Source organism: Hydrogenophaga sp. (assembly GCF_048549895.1).
GTDB lineage: Bacteria > Pseudomonadota > Gammaproteobacteria > Burkholderiales > Burkholderiaceae_C > Hydrogenophaga.
In genome coordinates this window covers 20,899-40,347 of record NZ_JBLYYB010000137.1, presented here as the reverse complement: position 1 = coordinate 40,347, position 19,449 = coordinate 20,899, and the positions used below count along the sequence as shown (strand labels likewise).

Genomic DNA, 19,449 nt, shown 5'->3' with positions numbered 1-19,449 from the left:
GGCGATGCAGCTCTACCCACATCAACCCAGACACCCATCGAGTAATCTTGAATCCGGACTTCCACTTCTGATTGGTACGTCTACAGGGGGCAGGTCAGCACCCCAGAGCGTCAACCTACAATTCAAACGCTTGTCTCAACCCGTTTGGCGAACAACAAATCCGCCATTGAAAGATTCCAATGAAATACCTTGTTTTGTCTCTGAGCATGATCGCTGCCGCCGCCCTGGTGGGCTGTGGAAAAACCGAAACGCCTGCACCTGAAGCTGCGCCCGCCGCTGCCCCTGTTGCCGCACCGGCAGCGGCACCCGCACCGGCTGAGCTGCCCGAACTGAAGGTGGCGATCGACCCGACGTACGAACCCTTCACTTTCAAGACGGCCGACGGCAAGCCCACCGGCTTTGACGTGGACATTGCCGAAGCGCTTTGCAATGAAATCAAGCGCAAGTGCGTGTACGTCGAACAGGTCTGGGACAGCATGATTCCCGGCCTGCAGGCCAAAAAATACGACGCCATCATCAGCTCGATGTCGATCACCGAAGAGCGCCAGCAGGTGGTGGACTTCACCGACAAGTACTACTTCACACCCAGCCGTATCGTGGTGAAGACCGGAACGGCATTCATCGATGCCGCTTCGCTCAAAGGCAAAAAAATCGGCGTGCTCAAAGGCAGCACACAAGAGAAGTACGCCATGGGTGAACTCAAGGCTGCGGGTGTGAACGTGGTGCCTTACGAAGCACAAGACCAGGTGTATCTGGACATCAAGTCGGGCCGTCTGGACGGCACCGTCGCTGACCAGGTTGAGGTCAACGGCGGTTTCCTGAGCAAACCTGAAGGCGCTGGCTACGGTTTCGTGGGTCCGGTGCTGGCCGATGCCAAGTACTTCGGCACGGGCGTTGGTGTGGCGCTGCGCAAGGACGAGGCTGCACTCAAAGGCGAGTTGAACGCGGCCATCAAGGCCATCCGTGCCAACGGCGTGTACGAGACGGTCAGCAAGAAGTACTTCGACTTCGACGTGTACGGCAACTGAGCTGACGCGGTTTGTCCGGCTACTTCACCTCGATCCTGCAGGGCGCCCTCCTCACGGTGGGCGTTTCACTGGCCGCCCTGATGGTGGCCATTCTGCTCGGGCTGCTGGGTGCGGTGGCCAAACTCTCAGGCCGCCCCGTCATCGTGGGGCTGGCCACGGTTTACACCACGCTGGTGCGTGGTGTGCCCGAGCTGGTGCTCATGCTGCTCATCTACTACGGCGGTACGATCGGCCTGAACCACCTGCTCGAAGCCATGGGCAGCAAATCCTCGGTGGACATCAACCCGTTTCTGGCGGGCGTGCTCACCATCGGATTCATCTACGGCGCCTACATGACGGAGACTTTCCGCGGCGCCATCCTGTCGATCCCCAAGGGGCAGATGGAAGCGGCCTGGGCCTTCGGCATGGGACCGGTGCGCACCTTTGTGCGCATCACCACACCCCAGATGGTGCGCTACGCCCTCCCCGGCTTCACCAACAACTGGCTCGTGCTGATCAAAGCCACGGCGCTCGTCAGCCTGATCGGCTTGCAGGAGATGACCTATCTCGCCAAGCAGGCCAGTGCGGCCACCCGCGAGCCCTTCACCTTCTTCCTGTTTGCCGCGGCGCTGTTCCTGGTCTACACCTCGGTGTCGCTGTGGGCGCTGCGCTGGCTGGATCGCCGTTTCAGCCTGGGCGTGAAGCACGCCAACGCCTGAGCACCTGCGCATGAAGTGGGAAGTCATTTTTCGCCCCAGCACCTTGGCCATGTATGGCGAAGGGCTCATCACCACCTTGTGGCTGCTGCTCTCGTCGCTGGGCGTGGGCACGTTGCTCGCCGTGCTGTTTGCACTGGCCTTGACGAGTCCCATCAAGCCGCTGCGCTGGCTCGTCGGCGCCTACACCTACGTGATCCGCGGCACGCCGCTGCTGATCCAGCTCTATTTGATTTACTACGGTCTGGCGCAGCTGGACTGGATTCAGGACCGCTGGAACGATGTGTGGCCCTGGACGTATTTCAAAGAGCCGTTCTTTTGCGCATTGCTGGCCTTCAGCCTGAACACCGCGGGCTACACCGCCGAGATGCTGGCTGGAGCCATTCGGGAAACGTCTGCCGGTGAAATCGAAGCCGCGCAGGCCATGGGCATGAGCCCGGCCACCGCCATGCGCCGCATCGTGCTGCCCAGCGCCATCCGTCGCACGCTGCCGGCCTGGAGCAACGAGGTGGTGATGATGCTGCACGCCACCAGCCTGGCCAGCACCGTGCCCGCCATGCTGGACGTGACCGCTGCGGCCAGCCGCATCTATTCCGACTTCTACTTGCCCTTCGAGGCCTACATCTTTGCAGCCGCGATCTACCTGACCATCACCTTCAGCCTGGTGGGCGTTTTCAAGCTCGCCGAGCGGCGCTTTCTGGCGCATCTGGCGCCCCGCGGGCACTGAGGCGCGCAGCGTCTTTTGAACCATGCAACGCGCCGAATATCCTCTGCTCAGCCCGAGCCTGGGCAGCCAGAAAACCTTGGTGGCTTTTCACTTCGGTACGCCTGGCGCCCGACCCAAGGTCTACATCCAGGCCAGCCTGCACGCCGAAGAGTTGCCCGGCATGCTGGTCGCGCACCACCTGCGCCAGCGGCTTGAAGCGGCCAACAAGGCAGGCCTGCTGCGCGGCGAGGTGATTCTGGTGCCGGCGGCCAACCCGATTGGCCTGAGCCAGCGCCTGGACCACCGCGCCATGGGCCGGTTCGAGTTCGACACGGCGCAGAACTTCAACCGCCACTACCCGGACATGGCCGCCGCCGTGTTCGACGATGCCCGCTCCCGCCTGGGCCTCGATGCACAAACCAACGTGGCCACCGTGCGCCAACTGGTGAGCGATTGGCTCAACCCATGGCAACCCGCCAGCGAACTCGACAGCCTGCGCCGGCAACTGTTGCTGCTCTCGCACGACGCCGACCTGGTGCTGGATTTGCACTGCGACAACGATGCGGTGATGCACCTCTACAGCGAAGAAGCCTGCTGGCCCACGCTTGAACCCCTGGCGCGCCTGCTGGGTTGTCAGGCTGTGCTGCTGGCGCGCGAGTCGGGTGGCGGGCCGTTTGACGAACGCCTCTCAGGCCTGTGGTGGCAGCTGGCCGCCGCGCTGCGCGCCGCCGGCGTGAACGCCCCCCTGCCCCAGGGCTGCGCCAGTGCCACGGTGGAGCTGCGTGGCGAGGGCGACGTGTCACACGACCAGGCGCGCAAAGACGCCCACGCCATCGTTGCGTTCCTGGAACATGCCGGCGCCTTGTCCGCTGCTGCAGCACCCTCTTTGCCCCCCATGGCCTGCAAGCCCACGCCACTGGCAGGCTCGCAGACCCTGCGTTCGCTGGTGCCGGGTGTGCTGGTGTTTCTGGTGAAGCCTGGCGCCCGTGTGAGCGTGGGCGACGTGGTGGCCGAGGTGATCGACCCCACGGCGGCCGGTCTTGCGCGTGTGCATGAGGTGCGAGCCGAGGTCTCGGGCGTTCTTTACGCCGCCGTGCGCGAGCGCTACGTCGTCTCTGGCGGTGAAGTTGGCAAGATCGCCGGCGCCACACCTTTCCGCTCCGGCGACCTGCTGGGCGCCTGAGTTTTCATTCCATCGGGTATCGACCATGACCGCAGAATCCAACGCCACCCGAACGCCAGGCCGCCCCCTGCTGGAGGTGCACGACATCCACAAGCGTTTTGGCGCGAACGAGGTGCTCAAGGGCGTGTCGCTGCAGGCGCGGGCCGGCGACGTGATCAGCCTGATCGGCAGTTCCGGCTCGGGCAAGAGCACGTTGCTGCGCTGCATCAACCTGCTGGAGAACCCCAACACGGGCCGCATCGTCCTGGGCGGCGAAGAGCTGCAACTCAAGGCGGACAAACATGGCGAGTTGCGCGCGGTCAACGCGGCGCAGCTGCAGCGCCTGCGCACCAAACTCGCCATGGTGTTCCAGCACTTCAACCTCTGGGCCCACATGACGGTGTTGCAGAACATCATCGAAGCGCCGGTGAACGTGCTGGGCATCCCGAAGGACAAGGCGGTGGAAACCGCGCGCCGCTATCTGGAGCGCGTGGGCCTGCGCGGTGTGGAAGACCGCTACCCCTCGCACATGAGCGGTGGCCAGCAGCAGCGCGTGGCCATTGCCCGCGCGCTGGCCGTGGAGCCCGACGTGATGCTGTTCGACGAGCCCACCAGCGCGCTCGACCCCGAACTCGTGGGTGAGGTGCTGCGCGTGATGAAGCTGCTGGCCGAAGAAGGCCGCACCATGGTGGTGGTCACGCACGAGATGGGCTTTGCGCGCGAGGTGTCGTCGCACCTGATCTTCCTGCACAAGGGCTGCATCGAAGAGCAAGGCGTGCCCGCCGAGGTGCTGGCGCGGCCCAAGAGCGAGCGCCTGGCCCAGTTTCTCTCAGGCAACCTCAAATAAGCCCTTCAGGGCACAAGCTCCAGCGTGGAGGTCCACTCACCGGGCTTCATCTTGAGCGCCCGGTACTCCACCGCACCCCAGGTCTTGCTCATGTCGCGGTAGCGGCTTGAAAACACGTTACCGCTCTGCCCGGTCTGGTAGATGAAGCGGGAGTTGTCCATGTCGGCCAGGTCGTAGATGGCGCGCAGGCTGGCCGCGTGCCGGTTGGCAAATGGGGCATCGGCTTTGTCCAGGTGGTACTGGCCCACGTTGAGCGTGAACGGGTCACCGCCCGTGGGGGTGCGCACCTCGAAGAACGGCGCCAGCGCTTTCACGTTGCTCAAGGGCCGGTGGATGGAGATCGCCGGGTGGGCGTCGGCCCAGCGCCAGGCGGCCACGTCATCGCCGTGTTTCTGCCGCAGTTGGTCCAGTGCACGGTCCAGCGCGCGCGTGCTGGCCGCCTCGCAGCCGGCTGCGCCGCACCACGCCTTGTCGTTGCGCTCCAGGATGCCTTCCACCGCGTTGCGGAACAGGCGTTTGCCGTACAGGGTCTCAAAGCGCGCCTGGCCCAGGCGCTCACCCACCACCTGGCGCGTGAACGCATCGACCCAGGCGGTGTAGATCAGCGGTGCGGCCAGATCGGCGCGCATCTCGCCGTTGAAGTCCTTGAGCTGCGCTTGCGCGGCCGCAGCCAGTGGGTGGGTTGACGCGGTCTTTTGCAGGAACGGCAGCAGGCGCACCGTGGCGGCCGATTGCAGGTCGCCGTGCATGGCCTGGAACGACGCCACCGTGTGTTGCGGCTTGGCTTCCAGCATCGCTTCAATGCGTTCCTGGCGGTACGGCGCGGCCCAGTCCTGCGTGATGAAGTGGGGATAGTCGGCGGCGTGGATGCGCTGGTTGGCGGTGGCGATCCAGCCGCGTTCGCCGGCGTCCCGCGGCGTGTCTTCATAGGGCAGCCAGCCCACCCAGTCGTAGCGCGCTTCCCAGCCCGGCGCAGGCGCCACGCCGCGGATGTCGTTGTCCGCCGCCCGCAGGGGCACCCTCCCCACGGCTTTGTAGGCGATGACGCCACTGCGGTCGGCCATCAGCACGTTCTGCATGGGCGAGTGGAAATCGGTGTATGCCTTGGTCAGATCGGTCACCGACTGCGCGCGGTTCGACTCCAGCGTGGCCACCACATTGCGGTTGTCGGCATCGAGAGCGGTCCAGCGCAAGGCCAACACGAACCTGGCGGTATCGATCACCTCACCGTGGCGCGCCTGCGCGTTGCTGATGACCGGGCCGTGGCGCGTGCTGCGCACCATGTGGCTTACGTCGGGCTGGCCTTTCACGCGGATGGTTTCCATGCGCAGGCTGAAGTCGGCCCAGACCGGCTCGGCGGTGCTGCCCGGCACGCGGTACTGCGCCGGGTTCGCCGGGTTGATCTGTTCGATGTAGAGATCCTGCACATCGGGGCCGGTGTTGGTGAAACCCCAGGCCACCTGTTCGGTGCGGCCCAGCACCACAAACGGTGTGCCCGGCAGCGTGGCGCCGATCACATCCATGCCTTTGACGCCGTCGGCATCGGGTGCCTGCAGGCGTGCGAAATACCAGATGGCGGGCGCGCTCAAACCCAGGTGCGGATCGTTCGCCAGCAAGGGCATGCCGCTTTGGCTGCGCGCGCCCGAGACCACCCAGTTGTTGGAGCCCTTGCCTTCGATGTTGCCCAGCTCGTTCGCCCAGCGCTGCATCTCGCGGCCGATCAGTGCGGCCATGGTCTGCGGCTCGGGAGTGGCGGTGGATGTGGTCACCGGCGTGGGCCGGTACACACCGAGGCCACGGTACAGCGTGGCCAGGTCGGCGGTGGCCGCTGGCGGCTCACCCGGATACGGCGGAAACAGCTCCCACAGCGCCGGTGTGTCGATGGTTTGCAGGGCGGTGAGCCGCGCGAATTCGTTGCCCCAGTTGCCGCCCAGGTCCAGCGCCATCATGATGGACCAGCCCACGCTGTCCAGCGGGTCCCAGTAGCGCCCGGCGCGGGCCTCGGGCCCCGGGTCCACGCCGAGCAAGACGAATTCGGGCGACAGCGCCTGCGAGCCGTGGGCAAAGAACGCGTTGATCCCGTCGCTGTAAGCCTGCAATGCCAGGCGCGCGTCGGGCGGCAGTCCGTCCCATTGGCGCTTGGCGGCTTCGCGGATGCCGAGCGTGCGCATGAGCTTGTCGGTCTCCAGCGTGGCCGGGCCGAGCACCTCGGACAGCGCGCCACGCATCACGCGGCGGTTGAACTCCAGCTGCCAGCCCCGCTCCTGCGCGTGCACATAGCCCATGGCTCTCCAGGCATCGGCTGGCCGACTGGCCAGAATGTGCGTCACGTCGCTGGCATCGCGGTGCACCTTCACAGGACCGCCCAGGCCGCCGAGCTGCAGTTGGCCGTTCGTCTGCGGCAGGCTGCGTTGCGCATAAAAAACCGCTGCCGCCGCGGCGGCCACCAGCAGCAGCGCCAGCAGCCTGAGGAAACGTTTGAACCAACGCATGGTGTCTCCAGCTTGTTTTGAAAGGCAGCCTCCACCAACGACCGGATGAGCCCCACCCGGTCAGCGCGCCGTCAGTTTCGAAGCGGCGCGCGCCCGAGAACCATGTTGCCGTTGACCAGCTTGAAGCTCACCGTGGGTGCACTGAAATCGGTGAACGGCGCGCCCAGCGCGATCTCGCCATCGCTGTGCAGCATGCACTCCTGGCGGCGCAGCGCAATCACGTTGTCGCCGCCGGCAAAGCGCACCCAGGTACCGTAGCTGCTGACGTCTTCGAGCACATAGTTGCCGGAGCGGATGTCGATGCTGGTGTGCATGCGTGAAACGCGGGGGTCACTGACCACGAAGTCGGCTTCGGGAACCCGCCCGATCTTCAAGGGCAGTTCGGTCACGCCGAAGCTGCGGGCCGTGTCCAGCCAGGCCAGCTCGATCCCGCCCATGCCCACGTCCTTGGAAGGCAGCAGGGCATGCAGATCGGCGGGCAGCGTCAGGAACTCGGAGAGCATTTCCTGCTGCCATTCGATGCGGAACACCTCGCAGGGCTCGGTGCGGCCCTTGATGCGGATGGGTCCCAGACTGCGGCTTCGCACCGGGGTGCGGGCACCCAGATCGCGCACCACGTTGTCGGTCGCCAGGATCTGCTCGCCACCGGCCAGATCGCTCAGACGCGAGGCGAGGTTGACCGCATCCCCGAAACAATCCCCATCGACCACCACCACCTGGCCCCGCGCCATGCCGATCTGCATCATGAGTTTGAGGCGGTTGGGCCACTGAACGACGCGTTTGGCGTGCTCCTGCTGGATCTGCACCATGGCCTCCACCGCCAGGCGGTTGCTGGAGAAAGACAGCAAAACGCCGTCTCCCAACATTTTCACGACGGTGCCGCCGTGTTCCACGCCTGTGGCCCCGATCCACTGGGTGAGCTTGGTCACCACCATCGTGGCGCGGTCGTTGCCCAGTGTTTCAAACACCGAAACGCTGCCGGTCAAATCCACGAATGCAATTGTCAGTTCAGCCATATAGCAAGGGAATATCGACTGGATTAAAGCACAGGCCTTCTGGCACACCTCGTCACGAACAAATACGTGCCCGGCAGACGTTCACAGGCACTGTTGTGTTCTCGTCAAACCGGAAGTCATTCAAGTATTAATCCAAAATCTGCGATTTTTCAAAAATGGATACAAAAGGTATTACACACCTAAAGCATGTTATAAAAAACATGTCGTAAACCCTTGATTTGAATGTTGTTTTTCCAATGGCTTACGACGTGCGGGATTGCGCAACCGGTGTGAGAGAACGTATCCTAGAAACGGATTCACACATAAGTCGTTGAGGACACACCATGCGCTGGTTCAAACCCGGTATTCGCAACAGCATTTCTGCCCTTTTGGGACCGGAAGTCCATCAGGATCCGGGCGAAGCGCTGGAGCCGGTGCGCAAAGCCATGCTGGACGTGCTGGGTGAAGACGGCGCGCAGATCAATCCGCAGCTGGTGCGACGTCTCAAATACCTCCACGATCCCCATGCGCTGTGGTTCGCCCGGGCCGAAATGGTGGCGGTGTTGAGCCAGTTGCACGGCGAAGCGCTGGCGGTGCACCGTGTCCAGAGCCTTTCTCCCGTGTTTGCCGGCCTGGTGCCCAAAAGCCTGATCGATTCTTCGCGCCTGCGCACCCGCTGAGCCGCGCGCTGCAACCCGGTGGCGCCGAACCACCGCCACCGTTGCCTCAACCCCAGTAAATCAGGGCATCGCGCCCTTCGACCATCAGGTCGACCTTCTGTCCCACGGGCAGCAACACCTTGGTGGGCACATGGCCGAACGGCAAACCGGTGAACACCGGGGTCTTCGTCCTCAAACGCAACCAGTCCACCACCGTTTGCAGCTTGAACCCGCGGTCGTAACCGGGCACCAGCTTGAAGCGGTTGAACGATCCCAGGAGCACAGCCTTCTGGCGCCCGAGGATGCCCGCGTTGAGCAACTGCGTGAGGTGGCGCTCGATGCGGTACGGATGCTCGTGGGTGTCTTCCAGAAACAGGATGCCGCCCGCAATGGCCGGCAGGTGAGGCGTGCCCACCAGCGAGCAGATCACACTGAGGTTGCCGCCCCACAGCGTGGCCGAGCGCACCCGCAGCTCGGGCTGCGCGTCTGCCTTGGCGGGCTTCATGGCGGTCAGGTCGGACACCGACAGCCGCCAGCCCGCGCCCTCCCCGTGCCCGACCAGCAGGTCGTCGAAACACGCTTCCATGATGTCGTCGGGCGCCTCAGTGCCGAAGTCTTCACCGAGCGCCGGGCCGGCCCAGGTGCAGGCGCCGGTTTTGGCCAGCAGGGCCATCTGAAAAGCCGTGAAGTCGCTCAGGCCCACGAACTGCGTGCCGCTTTCAATCGCCTTGCCGAGCTTCTTGAACGGCAGCTCGCCCAGGATGCGGGTGAGCCCGTAACCGCCACGGGAAATGAGCGCCACATCGGCCCCGCTGGCTGCCGCGCGCCCGATGGCAGCGAGCCGGGTTTCGTCGTCGCCGGCAAAACGCATGTGGCTGCTGAGCGCTGCCTCGTCGATCTCCACCTCGTGCCCCAGGGTCTTGAGCCGCGCCACGCCTCGGCGAAACGCGGCCTTGTCGCGCACCGCGCTGGAGGGGGAGTAGATGTAGATGTGGCTCATGGGTTCGGGTTGCGGCAAAAGGTGTCGATTATCGAGGCGCTCCAGCGCTGAAACGGCGCACGGCGGCTTGCGCGATGGCCTCGCCGTGCTCCTGCACAAAATGCCCTGCCTGCGGCAGCAGCATCGGCTCGGGGCAGTGGCGGATCGATCGGTGCAGCGCGCGCATCACCGGTTCGCCCAGCACCGGGTCTTGTTGGCCGATGGCCATGAGGCTCTGCCCTGCCCACTGGCTGGACCAGAAGGTCTGGGCCTGGCGGCTGGTGGCTGCGCCGTCGTCGTCCAGGCACTCGGGGACCATCGCCGGAAACGCACGCAGGGCCGCGCGGTGGCCTTTGTCGGGAAACGGCGCGTTGTACGCCTCACACTCGTCGGCACTCATCTGCGGGTTGCCGCGCGAGAACAGGCGCGCCACGTCGAAGGCCGGGTTCTGCGCGCACATGCTGCGCCAGGCCAGAAAGCCCTGCGACAAAGGCGCCTCACCGGTGGCAAGCAGCGTGTTCATCACCAGCAGGCCGTGGTAGCGCTCGGGCGCTTCCATGGGCAGCGTGAGACCGAGCAGGCCGCCCCAGTCCTGCACCACCAACACCACACGGCGCAGGTCAAGCCGCTCGATGAATTCGAGCAGGACCTGACGGTGCCAGCCGAAGGTGTGTGCGCTGTCCTTCTTGGGTTTGTCGCTGCGGCCAAAACCGATCAGGTCGGGCGCCACCACACGGCCACCGCTGGCCAGCAGCACCGGGATCATCTTGCGGTAGAGGTAACTCCAGGCCGGGTTGCCGTGCAGGCAGAGCCAGGTCAGTGGCGCGTTGCGTGGGCCTTCGTCCAGGTAGTGCATGCGCCAGCCGCCCAACGCGGGCAGGTCGCTCAGGTAGTTGGGCTGCCAGGGGTAGCCGGGCAGATGCTGGAAGCGGTCATCGGGCGTGCGCAGGGCGTCTTCGCGCAGGGGGTGCGGATTCACGCGGCGCTCCTTGAAAAAGCCACGCAACAGCTCAGCCGCCTCATCGGCGAGCACACCGCCCTGCACGGCAGTCTGGTGGTTGAGCTGCCCGTGTTCAAACAGGTTGATGACCGAACCCGCAGCGCCGGTCTTGGGGTCGGTCGCGCCGAACACCACGCGGGCCAGCCGCGCGTGCAGCAGTGCGCCGCTGCACATGGCGCAGGGCTCCAGCGTCACATACAAGGTGCAGCCTTCCAGCCGGTAGTTGCCCAATGCCTGCGCTGCGGCGCGCAGAGCCACGATCTCGGCGTGCGCTGTGGGGTCATGGCCTTCGATCGGCGCGTTGCGGCCGGTGGCGATCACCTGCCCGTCTTTCACCACCACCGCGCCCACGGGCACTTCCCCCTCGGCGGCCGCCGCCTGGGCCTGGGCCAGCGCCAGGCGCATGAAATCTTCGTCGGTCGGTGTGGATTCGGGCATGCGGACGAGTGTAGGACAGCACCCCGACGCACACGGGGATGGCCGCCCCTCTGGCATGATCGCGGGTTGTTCTGGTTTTCCCTATGTCCACGCCACTCCTCCACCCCTCGAACCGCCGCTGGGAGCTCGACGCCCTGCGCGGTCTGATGCTCGTGCTGATGACGCTGACCCACATGCCGACGATGTTCTCGTTGCCATCGGGCCAGCCCTTCGGTTTTGTGTCGGCGGCCGAGGGCTTTGTGTTCCTGTCGGCCTACATGGCTGGCCGCGTGTACGGCAAGCGCGCGCGGCGCGACGGGATGGCAGCCATGCAGAGCGCCTTTCATGAGCGCGCGCTCAAGCTCTACCTGTGCCAGCTGGCCCTGCTGTTGCTCGCCTTCACGGTCATCGCCTGGCTGGGCGTGCACAACCGCCAGGGCGGTATCACGGGCCTGCTCGAGTTCTTCTTCATCGATCCGCAAGCCGCCGTGGTGGGTGCCGCGCTGCTGCTCTACAACCCGCCGCTGCTGGACATCCTGCCGCTGTACATCGCCTTGATGCTGCTGAGCCCCTGGCTGCTGCGCCGCGGTCTGCGCTCGGGCTGGCAAGGCGTGCTCGCCATCAGTGCCCTGCTCTGGCTGGCCGAGCAATGGGGCCTGGGTCTGGCTTTGTACGAATTCGCGGTGAACCTCACTGGCCTGCCCGTTCCTTACAAGGACATGGGTGCATTCCACTGGCTGGCCTGGCAGGCGCTGTGGGTGGTGGGCCTGTGGCTGGGCACACGCGAAAAGCCGCTGCCGCGTTTTCCAATTTGGGTGGTGGTCCCGGCGGCCGTGTACGCCGGGGGCATGCTGCTGTGGCGCCAGACGGTGGGGCAGGACCCGATGCCCGGCGTGCCGGCGATTGCCATGCTGCTCGACAAATGGACGCTCGGCCCGCTGCGTGTGCTCAATTTCGCCAGTGTCTTTGTGCTGCTGGTGAGCTTCGGTCCCTGGCTCAAGCAGGTGCTGCCGCGCCCGCTGCCGCTGGAGCTGCTGGGCCGGCATTCGCTGTCGGTGTTCTGTGCCCACATCGTGATCGCCTTGTTCACGCTCGCCTTCTTCGGCTCCACCCAGGTGGTGCGCCCCTGGAGCACCGACGTGGCCCTGCTGGCCGGTGCGTTTGCGGGTCTGTTTGCCGTGGCCATGGCGCTGGAAGCACAGTCACGCAGCGGCTGGCGCCCGGTGCTCCGCTGGCGTTCAGGGCCGCAGGTGCGCTGAGACGATCTGACGCCACAGGCCGTAGCCCTCGGCGCTCAGGTGCAGCTGGTCGCGCACGAACAGTTCGGGCCGGGGGCGGCCATCGTTGTCCAGCATGGCGGTGTGCACGTCGATGTAGTCCAGGTTGTCGTGCTGCAGCACATGGGTCTGGATCAGCAGGTTGGCTTCGCGCATGGCCGCCATGAACGCCAGGCGTGACGGGCTGGGCTTGATGGCCATGTAGGCCACACGCGTGGCCGGCAGCGCGCCCTGCACCTGCTGCACGAAGCGTTTGAAATGTGTCAGCAGCTCCGGCGGGCTCACACCCTCATGGATGTCGTTCTCCCCCGCATACAGCACCACCAGGCGCGGCTGGTAGGGCAGCACCAGCCGGTGCACCAGGTCGGCGCTCTCCGACAGGCGCGAGCCCCCGAAACCGCGCTTGATCACCACCGGCTGGTCGGCAAACGCGGTTTCCAGCCCGGTCCAGAAACGGATCGACGAACTGCCCACGAACAACACGCCGCCCGGCGGCGGCATCTGCTGGCGGTCGGCTGCGGTGAAGGCGTCGAGCTCTTTTTTCCAGCGCTGCTCGGCCGGCAGGGTTTGGGCCAGAAGCGATGCCGGCAACAGCGCCGCCGCCAGCAGCAACCAGCGGCGTTTCATGCGCCCTGCCCGGTCAGGCCGAGGCGGCGCATCCACCCGGCCAGGGCGCGCTCGTTTTCATTGCCGGCTTCGTAGGCCGCGACCATCGCGGCGTGGGACTCGGGCCGGTGCTGGTTGAGCTTGACCTTGCACTGCAGCTCGGTCACGCGCAGTTCGAACGCGTGGATGCCGCCCATCATCTTGTGCTGGTAGTCCTCGGGCAGCGCGCGCCACTGCGGGTCGTAGGCCGGATCGTGGTCGTGGATCAGGTGCTTGAGCAGGCGGTCTTTGTCGTCAAACGCTTCGATGAAGCTCACCTCCACCCGGGCGTGCACCGCCAGATAACTCCACGTGGGCACGCGGGTGAGATCGGGGTAGACACGCGGCGTCATGTAGGCCTGCGGGCCTTGAAAGACCACGAGCGCGGCGCTGCGCTGGCGCAAAAAGCCCGCGTGCGGATTGGGCCGCGCCACATGGCCCAGTAGCGTCAGGCCCCCTTCTTCCTCCACCAAGTGAAGCGGCAGCGGCGTGACGAACGGAAAACCCTCGTCGTCGGTGGAAACCAGGCTGGCGAAGGGGTGCGCGCGCATGAGTTCGCGGGCGATGACGGGGTCTTTGGCGGCGAACTGCGGCGGCAGGTACATGGCGGCCTCTTTGGGGCGGTGGGTCGGCAAGGTTCAGGCGGAGCCGCAGTGTATTCCCGCACCGCAAAGCCCGGCAGCGGTGGGATGATGTGCGCATGTCCTTCGTCAATCACCCCGCGTTCCAGAGCCTGGTGCTGCCCTTTGTGCTGGCGCTGGCCATCAGCGCGCTGCTGCGGCCCCTCGGTCTTCGCTGGGCGGCGCTGGGTGCGGCACTCGGTCTGGTGCTGGCCTTGCTCTTTTGGCCCGGGTTCGACTGGCCGGCCACGTCGCGCGCGCAAATGCTGCCCTGGGTGGCGCTCGCGAGCACCGCGCTGGCGGCCCTGGCCATTGCGCTCAAGGCACCGGGCACACGAGCCATGGGACGGCGCAACGGCCTGATCGCTGCGGTGTTGCTCACGCTCGCCGCGCTTGCACTGGCGGCTTGGGGTGCCCTGGGTGGCTCGCTGCTGCTGGCTCAACTCGCCCTGATGCTGGCCACGGTGGGCGGCGTGGCGGTGCTGTGGGGCTGGCGCGCGGCGGCGGTTTTGCCAGTGTCACTGCTGCCCTTGCTGCTCACCGGCATCGGCATCGCGCTGTGCCTGGCCTGGCTGCCCGCAGGTGGCGCCGCCGCGTCGGACGGCGCGGGCGCAGACGACCCGTACTACGCGCCCAGCTGGAAATAGGCCGATGCAAGCTTGGCCGTCAAGTCGAGGGCTATTCCGGATTTGGACGCCACGGCGGGATCCCGATGCGATGATGACCCGATGCCCACCACCGTGCAGCACCCACCCCCAACCACGTCGGCCCCTTCTGCCAGCGATCCGGTCGCGGACGTCCCGCTCGACTGGCCCGGGTTGTGGCTGCAAATGTTGCGCGCACACGATGGCGAGCCCTCGGCGCAGCTCAGCCACAGTCCCGAGCGCGGCTGGGTCATCGACGCTGCGATCGGCGCGCGAGCTCAGGCCCTGTTCGATCTGTACAAGCCCATGCTCGACGCGCGAGCCCGCCAGCGCGGACCACGCGGCAAGCACCCCTGGGTGGTGGCCCAGCTCGGCCAGAGCCTGGACGGTTTTGTTGCCACCCTCACCGGCGACTCCTACTACGTCAACGGCGCCCACTGCCTCTTGCACCTGCACCGCCTGCGCGCGCTGTGCGACGCGGTGCTGGTAGGCGCCGGCACGGTGGCCACCGACAACCCGCAGCTCACCACCCGGCGCGTGCCCGGGCCGCAGCCGGTGCGTGTGGTGGTGGACCCCGCAGCGCGGCTGGACGGCCTATCGCGTGTGTTTCGCGACGGCCAGGCGCCCACGCTGTGGGTGTGCGACAGCCGCCACGCGGCGCAGGCCCGTTCGCGCCTGGGGCACTCACCTGCGCGCGCCGAGGTGCTGGCGGTGGACGACCTGCTGGCCACGGACCCCACCGCGTGTTACCACCCGCAGCGGGCGGTGGCTGCGCTGGCCGCGCGCGGTTTGCACCTGCTGTTCGTGGAGGGCGGTGGCATCACCGTCTCGCGTTTTTTCACCGCGGGTGCGCTGGACCGACTGCACCTTGTGGTCGCGCCGGTGCTCATCGGCAACGGGCGCCGGGGCCTGCAGGCTCCCGCCCACGCGGTGATGGCCGATTGCCCGCGCCCCAAGGTGCGCACGCTGGCACTCGGGCCCGACATGCTCTGGGATCTGGAGCTGCGCTCGTCCTAGGCGGGCAACGCCAGCAGGTCGAGGTGGCCGACACGCAGTTGGCTGTGCGGCGCGATGTTGAGGCGCCGCAGGCGCCAGGCTTCAATGGACGTTGCTGCTACCGGGGACTGCTCACTGGCCGCCGTTGCCATGCCGTCGATCAATGCAGACTGCATGGACAGCGCCTGCGGGCTGGCGCGGCCATCCACCCACCAGTCGCTGGCGGCCATCAACACGCGGCAGCCCGCCGACTCAAGGGCCTGCTGAAGAGCGGCCACGGCGCCCGCGCCCAGCGCAGGGCCGAGTCCCTTGTCTTGTTGCTGGTGCTCGGCAAACAGCTCGCCCACGGTGGCGTCCACCGGGTCGTCGGGTGTCCAGACGTGGCGGCCATCCACGTTCAGGCTCATCAGCAGGGCCACGCGCGCCGCCGCGCTGGCCGCCACCAGCCGGTGCAACCAGGCGGTGCCCACCAGATCGAGCAAGGCCGACGCAGTGACGAGATCGGCCGCGTGCCACGGCAAGCTTTCAAGCCCCGCCATCAGGTCCATCTGCTGGCGCACGATGCGCGCGTCGAACCCCGGACCGGCAAAGGTCAGCGGTTGATGCAGTCCCGTGTCGGCGCCTGCGGCGCCCAGGCGTTCGGGCCAGCAGCGCAGCAAGTCCGCATCGTGGTCCACCACCAGCCACTGCTGTGCCCCACCCAGCCGGGGCGCGAGCCAGCGCAGGTTGGCGCCGGTGCCGCAGGCCAGGTCGATCACGCGCAGGGGTCGGGCTGTGTTCGCTTGGCGCGAGGCCAGTCGTTTCACCAACCCCAGATCACCCGCAGCGGCATCGCGCGCCACCGCATCAAACGGTTCACGCAGTTGCAGCCAGTCGGCGCTGAAGGTGGCTGTGCTCATTCAACGCCTTCCAGCACGGCTGCGAATCGGGCGGCCTGCGCAGGCCAGGTCGGCAAACGCACGGCGGCGCTGCGTGCCCCCGCCGCCAGACGCGCTCGAAGCGCGGCATCGGAAAGCACCCGCGCCAGCGCCGCCTGCAGCGGCGCCACTTCGCCCGCAGGCACCTGCAGGCCGGCCTCGGCCGGCAGGGTTTGCGCGAGGGCTCCGCCGTCGCTCGCCACCACCGGCAGCCCATGCGCCAATGCCTCGGTGATCACCATGCCGAACCCCTCGTACAACGAGGCCAGCACGAACACGTCGGCCGCCGCATAGTGCTGGCCCAGGGCTTGCGCGTCCATCTCGCCGTGCCAGACCACGCGCTCGCCCAGCGGTCTGGCCAGGGCGAGCAGCTGGGCGGCGGTGTCGGGGTCGCGCGTGGTGCTGCCGACGTTGTGCAGCGTCCAGTCCAGGTGGGTCAATCCGGCCAGGGCCTGCAGCAGCAGCGCGTGGCCTTTGCGGGCGGTGAGCGTGGCCACGCAGAGCAGGCGCAGCGGGCCAGCCCGGCGAGGCAGGGACAAGATGGGCACGGGATCGGTGCCAGGTTCGACCACGGCAATGTTCGCGGGCGGCACGCCCATGGCCGCCACATCCAGCGCAGTGCTCGGGCTGGTCACCACCACCTGCCGTGCATGGCGCAGCGCCTGCGTTTCACCAGCCAGCAACTGTTGACGCACGGCGTCGGGCAAACCCGTTTCCAGGTGCAGCGGGTGGTGCACCAGCGCCACCCAGCGCAGGCGCTTGTTGTGTCGTGCAACCACCTCGGCCATGGCGCCGAACGCCAGGCCATCGGCCACCACCAAGGTGCCATCGGGCAGCGAGGCGACCGTCTTCTCGGCGTTTGCAAGATCCGCAGTGCCGGGGTGTGGCCATGTGCCATCGACAGACCGCATGTCCACCGCCCAGCCACCATCTCGAAGCGCCAGCACCAGCCGGCGGTCGTAGGTGTAGCCGCCGGTGGGCGTGGTCCAGTCGCCCGGGATGAAAAAGCAGCAGGCGCGCGGGCCGGGCATGGCGCTCACGCGGGCGCGCGCACCGGCACGGCACCTTCGTACGAGGCCCAGGCCACGTGGGATTCATTCAGCGTCACGCGCATGTGCTGCACGCCGGCCGATTGCGCCGACGGCAAGGCGTTGGCGCCCAGCGCGCCGGCGGCCATGCGAGCGGCCACGCGGTCGAAGATCAGGCGGGCCAGAAATTCGGTGGTGGTGTTGCGGCCTTTGAACTGCGGCTCCTCGTCGAGGTTGCGGAAGTTGAGCGCGGCGAGTTCTTCGCGCAGCACCTGCGTGGCCAGGCCGATGTCGACCACGATGCCGTCGGCGTCCAGCGCCTCGCGGCGCAACTCCAGGTCCACCACGTAGGTGGCACCGTGCATGCGCTGCGCGGGGCCGAACACGGCACCCTGGAAGCTGTGAGCGATCATGAAATGGTCTCTGACGTTGACGGCGTACATGGGTGGGTTCTCTTTTTTCAGATGGGGTAATCGATGCGGTGGCACAGCGTGTCGGCTGCGCCGGTTGAGAGGCGCTCCAGTACGTTGGGCAATTCGTGAAACGGTGCGCTGTGGGTGATCAGGCGGTCCAGCACCGGGTCGGTGAGCAGGGAGAGCGCGAGCTCCAGCCGGCGACGGTGGCTCCAGCGCCCGCGCTGCGGTGTTGCCACATGGCCGACCTGCGAACTCTTGAGCGTGAGGCGTTGCGAGTGGAAGGCCTCACCCAGCGGCACGCTCACCGAGCGGTTGCCGTACCAGCTGAGTTCCAGCACGGTGGCCTCAAACGCCGCGAGCCGCAGCGCGGTGGCCAGGCCCGCTGCCTGGGCGCTGGTGTGCACCACCAGGGCGGCGTCAAGCCGTGCATCGGCTGGCAGGGCAAAGCTGGCACCGAGTGCGTTGGCGATTTCTTTGCGGCCTGCCTGGGTGTCGATCACCTGCACCTCGCAACCCGGCAGCCGCGCCGCCAGCCAGGCCACCAGCAGGCCCAGCGTGCCGCCGCCCACCACCGCGATGCGGTCGCCCAGGCGCGGCGATGCGTCCCACAGCGCGTTGATCGCGGTCTCCAGGTTGGCGGCCAGCACGGCGCGCGCGGGTGGCACCCCGCTGGGCAGCGGCAGCACGGCGTCGGCCGGCACGTGGAACACCGTCTGGTGCGGGTACAGGCAGAACACGGTGCGGCCCAGCAACTCGGCGGGACCGGCCTCGACCACGCCCACGTTCACGTAGCCGTATTTCACCGGGCCGGGAAACTCACCGGTCTGGAACGGCGCGCGCATGCGCAACGCCTCACTGGCCGGCACCTCGCCGCGAAACACCAGGCCCTCGGTGCCCCGACTCACGCCGGTGTGCAGGGTGCGCACGCGAACCTCGCCATCGGCCAGCGCGGGCAGCGCTTCGCTGCGGATCTCGGCCCGGCCGGGCGCCACGGTCCAGCAGGCCTGGGCGGAGGTGGTCGGTGGGGTGGAGGGAGATGCCATGAACGAAAAGGGGTATGTCGTGTCTGAGGGAAGGTGCGTGCCATGATCACCGCGACCCGCTCGGCCATCTTATGTTGCAGACGATGAAAACCGCAGACAGCCCAGCCTTTACGCCCCAGCCCCGCCAGGACATCGCAGACCGCCAGGGTCTGGCACGCGACGCCACGCGCGACCTGGCAGCGATGGCCGCGCTGGTGCTGCTCGCTGCCCTGACGCTGGCAGGCGCTGCGGGCCTGGGCCTCGACTACCCCGCCAAGGCCTTGCTCGTGTTCGTCGCTGGCGCCTGGCTGGTGTGGCGCGCGCTGGGCGCCCACCCCCACCCCCGCTTTGGTCCCGCCAACCGGGTGACGCTGACCCGGCTGGGCGCCATGGCCCTGATGGCCGCGCTGATCGGTGAAGCCCTGCCCCGCGCGCCGCTGGACGCGATACCCGCCGCCGCGTGGTGGCTGGTGATCGCAGCCACGTTCACGGCGCTGCTCGACGCGGTGGACGGCGCACTGGCGCGGCGCAGCGGCCTGGCCAGTGCCTTTGGTGCGCGCTTCGACATGGAGACCGATGCCGCCTTCACCCTCGTGCTGTGTGCGCTGGTGTTGCAGGCGGGCCAGGCCGGCCCGTGGATTCTGGCCAGCGGACTCATGCGTTATGCCTTCGTGGCGGCGGCATGGGCGTGGCCCTGGCTGAACGCGCCCTTGCCGCCGAGCAAACGCCGCCAGACCGTGTGTGTGGTGCAGATCACCACGCTGATCGTCTGCCTCGGGCCCATCGTGCCGCCGCTGCTGGCCAGCGCCTTGGCGGCCATCAGCCTGGCTTTGTTGACCCTGTCATTCGCCACCGATGTGCGAACCCTGGCGCGGCAGCGCCCCACCCCACTGGAGACCTGAAC

General features: G+C 67.0%; 20 protein-coding genes. 10 read left to right on the top strand and 10 right to left on the bottom strand.

The window, feature by feature from the left end:
* The first annotated feature begins 206 nt into the window (after positions 1–206).
* From ACN4F8_RS14060 to ACN4F8_RS14040, 5 genes are read left to right on the top strand one after another with little or no spacing between them, the layout of a single operon-like run.
* Entirely contained in the window at positions 207–1,028 is an 822-nt protein-coding gene (locus tag ACN4F8_RS14060; protein ID WP_419474170.1) for an ABC transporter substrate-binding protein, read from the top strand.
* A gap of 11 nt (positions 1,029–1,039) precedes the next feature.
* Positions 1,040–1,726 carry an ABC transporter permease gene (locus ACN4F8_RS14055; RefSeq protein WP_419474169.1) on the top strand — a complete coding sequence of 229 codons (687 nt, stop codon included), beginning with the start codon at positions 1,040–1,042 and terminating at the stop codon, positions 1,724–1,726.
* A gap of 10 nt (positions 1,727–1,736) precedes the next feature.
* On the top strand, positions 1,737–2,450 hold the full coding sequence (locus ACN4F8_RS14050; protein WP_419474168.1) for an ABC transporter permease: 714 nt from the start codon (positions 1,737–1,739) through the stop codon (positions 2,448–2,450).
* Positions 2,451–2,472: 22 nt separating this feature from the next.
* The gene (locus ACN4F8_RS14045; protein WP_419474167.1) at positions 2,473–3,612 is read left to right on the top strand and encodes a succinylglutamate desuccinylase/aspartoacylase family protein; all 1,140 of its coding nucleotides are present in this window, start codon (positions 2,473–2,475) and stop codon (positions 3,610–3,612) included.
* Between the two features lie 25 nt (positions 3,613–3,637).
* A complete protein-coding gene (locus ACN4F8_RS14040) occupies positions 3,638–4,438 on the top strand; it encodes an ABC transporter ATP-binding protein (protein ID WP_419474166.1) in 801 nt (266 codons plus the stop codon).
* Positions 4,439–4,443: 5 nt separating this feature from the next.
* Here ACN4F8_RS14040 and ACN4F8_RS14035 read toward each other — a convergent pair whose 3' ends face one another.
* Together ACN4F8_RS14035 and ACN4F8_RS14030 are read right to left on the bottom strand one after the other, a co-directional pair.
* Positions 4,444–6,930: a penicillin acylase family protein gene (locus ACN4F8_RS14035; RefSeq protein ID WP_419474165.1), complete on the bottom strand. Its 2,487-nt coding sequence runs from the start codon at positions 6,928–6,930 to the stop codon at positions 4,444–4,446.
* Between the two features lie 71 nt (positions 6,931–7,001).
* Positions 7,002–7,946 carry an FHA domain-containing protein gene (locus tag ACN4F8_RS14030; protein WP_419474164.1) on the bottom strand — a complete coding sequence of 315 codons (945 nt, stop codon included), beginning with the start codon at positions 7,944–7,946 and terminating at the stop codon, positions 7,002–7,004.
* Between the two features lie 323 nt (positions 7,947–8,269).
* Between ACN4F8_RS14030 and ACN4F8_RS14025 the strand changes: the two genes are divergently transcribed.
* Positions 8,270–8,605: a hypothetical protein gene (locus tag ACN4F8_RS14025; RefSeq protein WP_419474163.1), complete on the top strand. Its 336-nt coding sequence runs from the start codon at positions 8,270–8,272 to the stop codon at positions 8,603–8,605.
* A 46-nt stretch (positions 8,606–8,651) separates the two neighbouring features.
* Here the strand turns inward: ACN4F8_RS14025 and ACN4F8_RS14020 are convergent, their stop codons facing one another.
* Positions 8,652–9,584 carry an LD-carboxypeptidase gene (locus ACN4F8_RS14020; RefSeq protein WP_419474162.1) on the bottom strand — a complete coding sequence of 311 codons (933 nt, stop codon included), beginning with the start codon at positions 9,582–9,584 and terminating at the stop codon, positions 8,652–8,654.
* Positions 9,585–9,612: 28 nt separating this feature from the next.
* Positions 9,613–11,001 carry a tRNA adenosine(34) deaminase TadA gene (gene tadA / locus ACN4F8_RS14015; protein WP_419474161.1) on the bottom strand — a complete coding sequence of 463 codons (1,389 nt, stop codon included), beginning with the start codon at positions 10,999–11,001 and terminating at the stop codon, positions 9,613–9,615.
* An 83-nt stretch (positions 11,002–11,084) separates the two neighbouring features.
* Between tadA and opgC the strand changes: the two genes are divergently transcribed.
* Positions 11,085–12,239, top strand: coding sequence for an OpgC domain-containing protein (gene opgC, locus ACN4F8_RS14010; protein ID WP_419474160.1), 1,155 nt, complete (start codon positions 11,085–11,087; stop codon positions 12,237–12,239).
* Here the strand turns inward: opgC and ACN4F8_RS14005 are convergent.
* Both ACN4F8_RS14005 and ACN4F8_RS14000 read right to left on the bottom strand, forming a co-directional pair.
* Positions 12,219–12,884: a GDSL-type esterase/lipase family protein gene (locus ACN4F8_RS14005; RefSeq protein ID WP_419474159.1), complete on the bottom strand. Its 666-nt coding sequence runs from the start codon at positions 12,882–12,884 to the stop codon at positions 12,219–12,221. The genes opgC and ACN4F8_RS14005 overlap by 21 nt on opposite strands.
* On the bottom strand, positions 12,881–13,507 hold the full coding sequence (locus ACN4F8_RS14000; protein ID WP_419474174.1) for an FMN-binding negative transcriptional regulator: 627 nt from the start codon (positions 13,505–13,507) through the stop codon (positions 12,881–12,883). The genes ACN4F8_RS14005 and ACN4F8_RS14000 overlap by 4 nt, the downstream gene beginning before the upstream one ends.
* A gap of 95 nt (positions 13,508–13,602) precedes the next feature.
* Here ACN4F8_RS14000 and ACN4F8_RS13995 point away from each other — a divergent pair, with 95 nt between their 5' ends.
* Together ACN4F8_RS13995 and ACN4F8_RS13990 are read left to right on the top strand one after the other, a co-directional pair.
* Positions 13,603–14,169 carry a hypothetical protein gene (locus tag ACN4F8_RS13995; protein ID WP_419474158.1) on the top strand — a complete coding sequence of 189 codons (567 nt, stop codon included), beginning with the start codon at positions 13,603–13,605 and terminating at the stop codon, positions 14,167–14,169.
* Between the two features lie 81 nt (positions 14,170–14,250).
* Positions 14,251–15,183 (top strand): RibD family protein, encoded by a 933-nt coding sequence (locus tag ACN4F8_RS13990; protein WP_419474157.1) that lies wholly within the window; start codon positions 14,251–14,253, stop codon positions 15,181–15,183.
* On the opposite strand, the gene ACN4F8_RS13985 is transcribed toward ACN4F8_RS13990, so the two are convergent.
* Genes ACN4F8_RS13985 through ACN4F8_RS13970 form a run of 4 tightly spaced genes read right to left on the bottom strand, consistent with a single transcriptional unit; the run spans position 15,180 to position 18,566 of the window.
* On the bottom strand, positions 15,180–16,061 hold the full coding sequence (locus ACN4F8_RS13985; RefSeq protein WP_419474156.1) for a class I SAM-dependent methyltransferase: 882 nt from the start codon (positions 16,059–16,061) through the stop codon (positions 15,180–15,182). The genes ACN4F8_RS13990 and ACN4F8_RS13985 overlap by 4 nt on opposite strands.
* Complete coding sequence (locus tag ACN4F8_RS13980) at positions 16,058–17,110, bottom strand: glycosyltransferase family 4 protein (protein WP_419474173.1); 1,053 nt, start codon at positions 17,108–17,110, stop codon at positions 16,058–16,060. The genes ACN4F8_RS13985 and ACN4F8_RS13980 overlap by 4 nt, the downstream gene beginning before the upstream one ends.
* A gap of 5 nt (positions 17,111–17,115) precedes the next feature.
* Positions 17,116–17,550, bottom strand: a complete 435-nt coding sequence (locus tag ACN4F8_RS13975; RefSeq protein ID WP_419474155.1) for a 6-pyruvoyl trahydropterin synthase family protein — start codon at positions 17,548–17,550, stop codon at positions 17,116–17,118.
* Positions 17,551–17,567: 17 nt separating this feature from the next.
* Positions 17,568–18,566: a zinc-dependent alcohol dehydrogenase gene (locus tag ACN4F8_RS13970; RefSeq protein ID WP_419474154.1), complete on the bottom strand. Its 999-nt coding sequence runs from the start codon at positions 18,564–18,566 to the stop codon at positions 17,568–17,570.
* Between the two features lie 83 nt (positions 18,567–18,649).
* Between ACN4F8_RS13970 and ACN4F8_RS13965 the strand changes: the two genes are divergently transcribed.
* Positions 18,650–19,447 carry a CDP-alcohol phosphatidyltransferase family protein gene (locus ACN4F8_RS13965; protein ID WP_419474153.1) on the top strand — a complete coding sequence of 266 codons (798 nt, stop codon included), beginning with the start codon at positions 18,650–18,652 and terminating at the stop codon, positions 19,445–19,447.
* Positions 19,448–19,449: the final 2 nt, after the last annotated feature.

Coding starts and splice junctions, on each gene's coding strand:
- ACN4F8_RS14045 (WP_419474167.1), top strand. CDS start 2,473: ATGCAACGCGCCGAATATCCTCTGCTCAGCCCGAGCCTGGGCAGCCAG.
- ACN4F8_RS14050 (WP_419474168.1), top strand. CDS start 1,737: ATGAAGTGGGAAGTCATTTTTCGCCCCAGCACCTTGGCCATGTATGGC.
- ACN4F8_RS14005 (WP_419474159.1), bottom strand. CDS start 12,884: ATGAAACGCCGCTGGTTGCTGCTGGCGGCGGCGCTGTTGCCGGCATCG.
- ACN4F8_RS14060 (WP_419474170.1), top strand. CDS start 207: ATGATCGCTGCCGCCGCCCTGGTGGGCTGTGGAAAAACCGAAACGCCT.
- ACN4F8_RS13995 (WP_419474158.1), top strand. CDS start 13,603: ATGTCCTTCGTCAATCACCCCGCGTTCCAGAGCCTGGTGCTGCCCTTT.
- opgC (WP_419474160.1), top strand. CDS start 11,085: ATGTCCACGCCACTCCTCCACCCCTCGAACCGCCGCTGGGAGCTCGAC.
- ACN4F8_RS14020 (WP_419474162.1), bottom strand. CDS start 9,584: ATGAGCCACATCTACATCTACTCCCCCTCCAGCGCGGTGCGCGACAAG.
- ACN4F8_RS13965 (WP_419474153.1), top strand. CDS start 18,650: ATGAAAACCGCAGACAGCCCAGCCTTTACGCCCCAGCCCCGCCAGGAC.
- ACN4F8_RS13990 (WP_419474157.1), top strand. CDS start 14,251: ATGCCCACCACCGTGCAGCACCCACCCCCAACCACGTCGGCCCCTTCT.
- ACN4F8_RS13985 (WP_419474156.1), bottom strand. CDS start 16,061: ATGAGCACAGCCACCTTCAGCGCCGACTGGCTGCAACTGCGTGAACCG.
- ACN4F8_RS13970 (WP_419474154.1), bottom strand. CDS start 18,566: ATGGCATCTCCCTCCACCCCACCGACCACCTCCGCCCAGGCCTGCTGG.
- ACN4F8_RS13975 (WP_419474155.1), bottom strand. CDS start 17,550: ATGTACGCCGTCAACGTCAGAGACCATTTCATGATCGCTCACAGCTTC.
- ACN4F8_RS14030 (WP_419474164.1), bottom strand. CDS start 7,946: ATGGCTGAACTGACAATTGCATTCGTGGATTTGACCGGCAGCGTTTCG.
- ACN4F8_RS14035 (WP_419474165.1), bottom strand. CDS start 6,930: ATGCGTTGGTTCAAACGTTTCCTCAGGCTGCTGGCGCTGCTGCTGGTG.
- ACN4F8_RS14040 (WP_419474166.1), top strand. CDS start 3,638: ATGACCGCAGAATCCAACGCCACCCGAACGCCAGGCCGCCCCCTGCTG.
- ACN4F8_RS14000 (WP_419474174.1), bottom strand. CDS start 13,507: ATGTACCTGCCGCCGCAGTTCGCCGCCAAAGACCCCGTCATCGCCCGC.
- ACN4F8_RS14025 (WP_419474163.1), top strand. CDS start 8,270: ATGCGCTGGTTCAAACCCGGTATTCGCAACAGCATTTCTGCCCTTTTG.
- tadA (WP_419474161.1), bottom strand. CDS start 11,001: ATGCCCGAATCCACACCGACCGACGAAGATTTCATGCGCCTGGCGCTG.
- ACN4F8_RS13980 (WP_419474173.1), bottom strand. CDS start 17,110: ATGCCCGGCCCGCGCGCCTGCTGCTTTTTCATCCCGGGCGACTGGACC.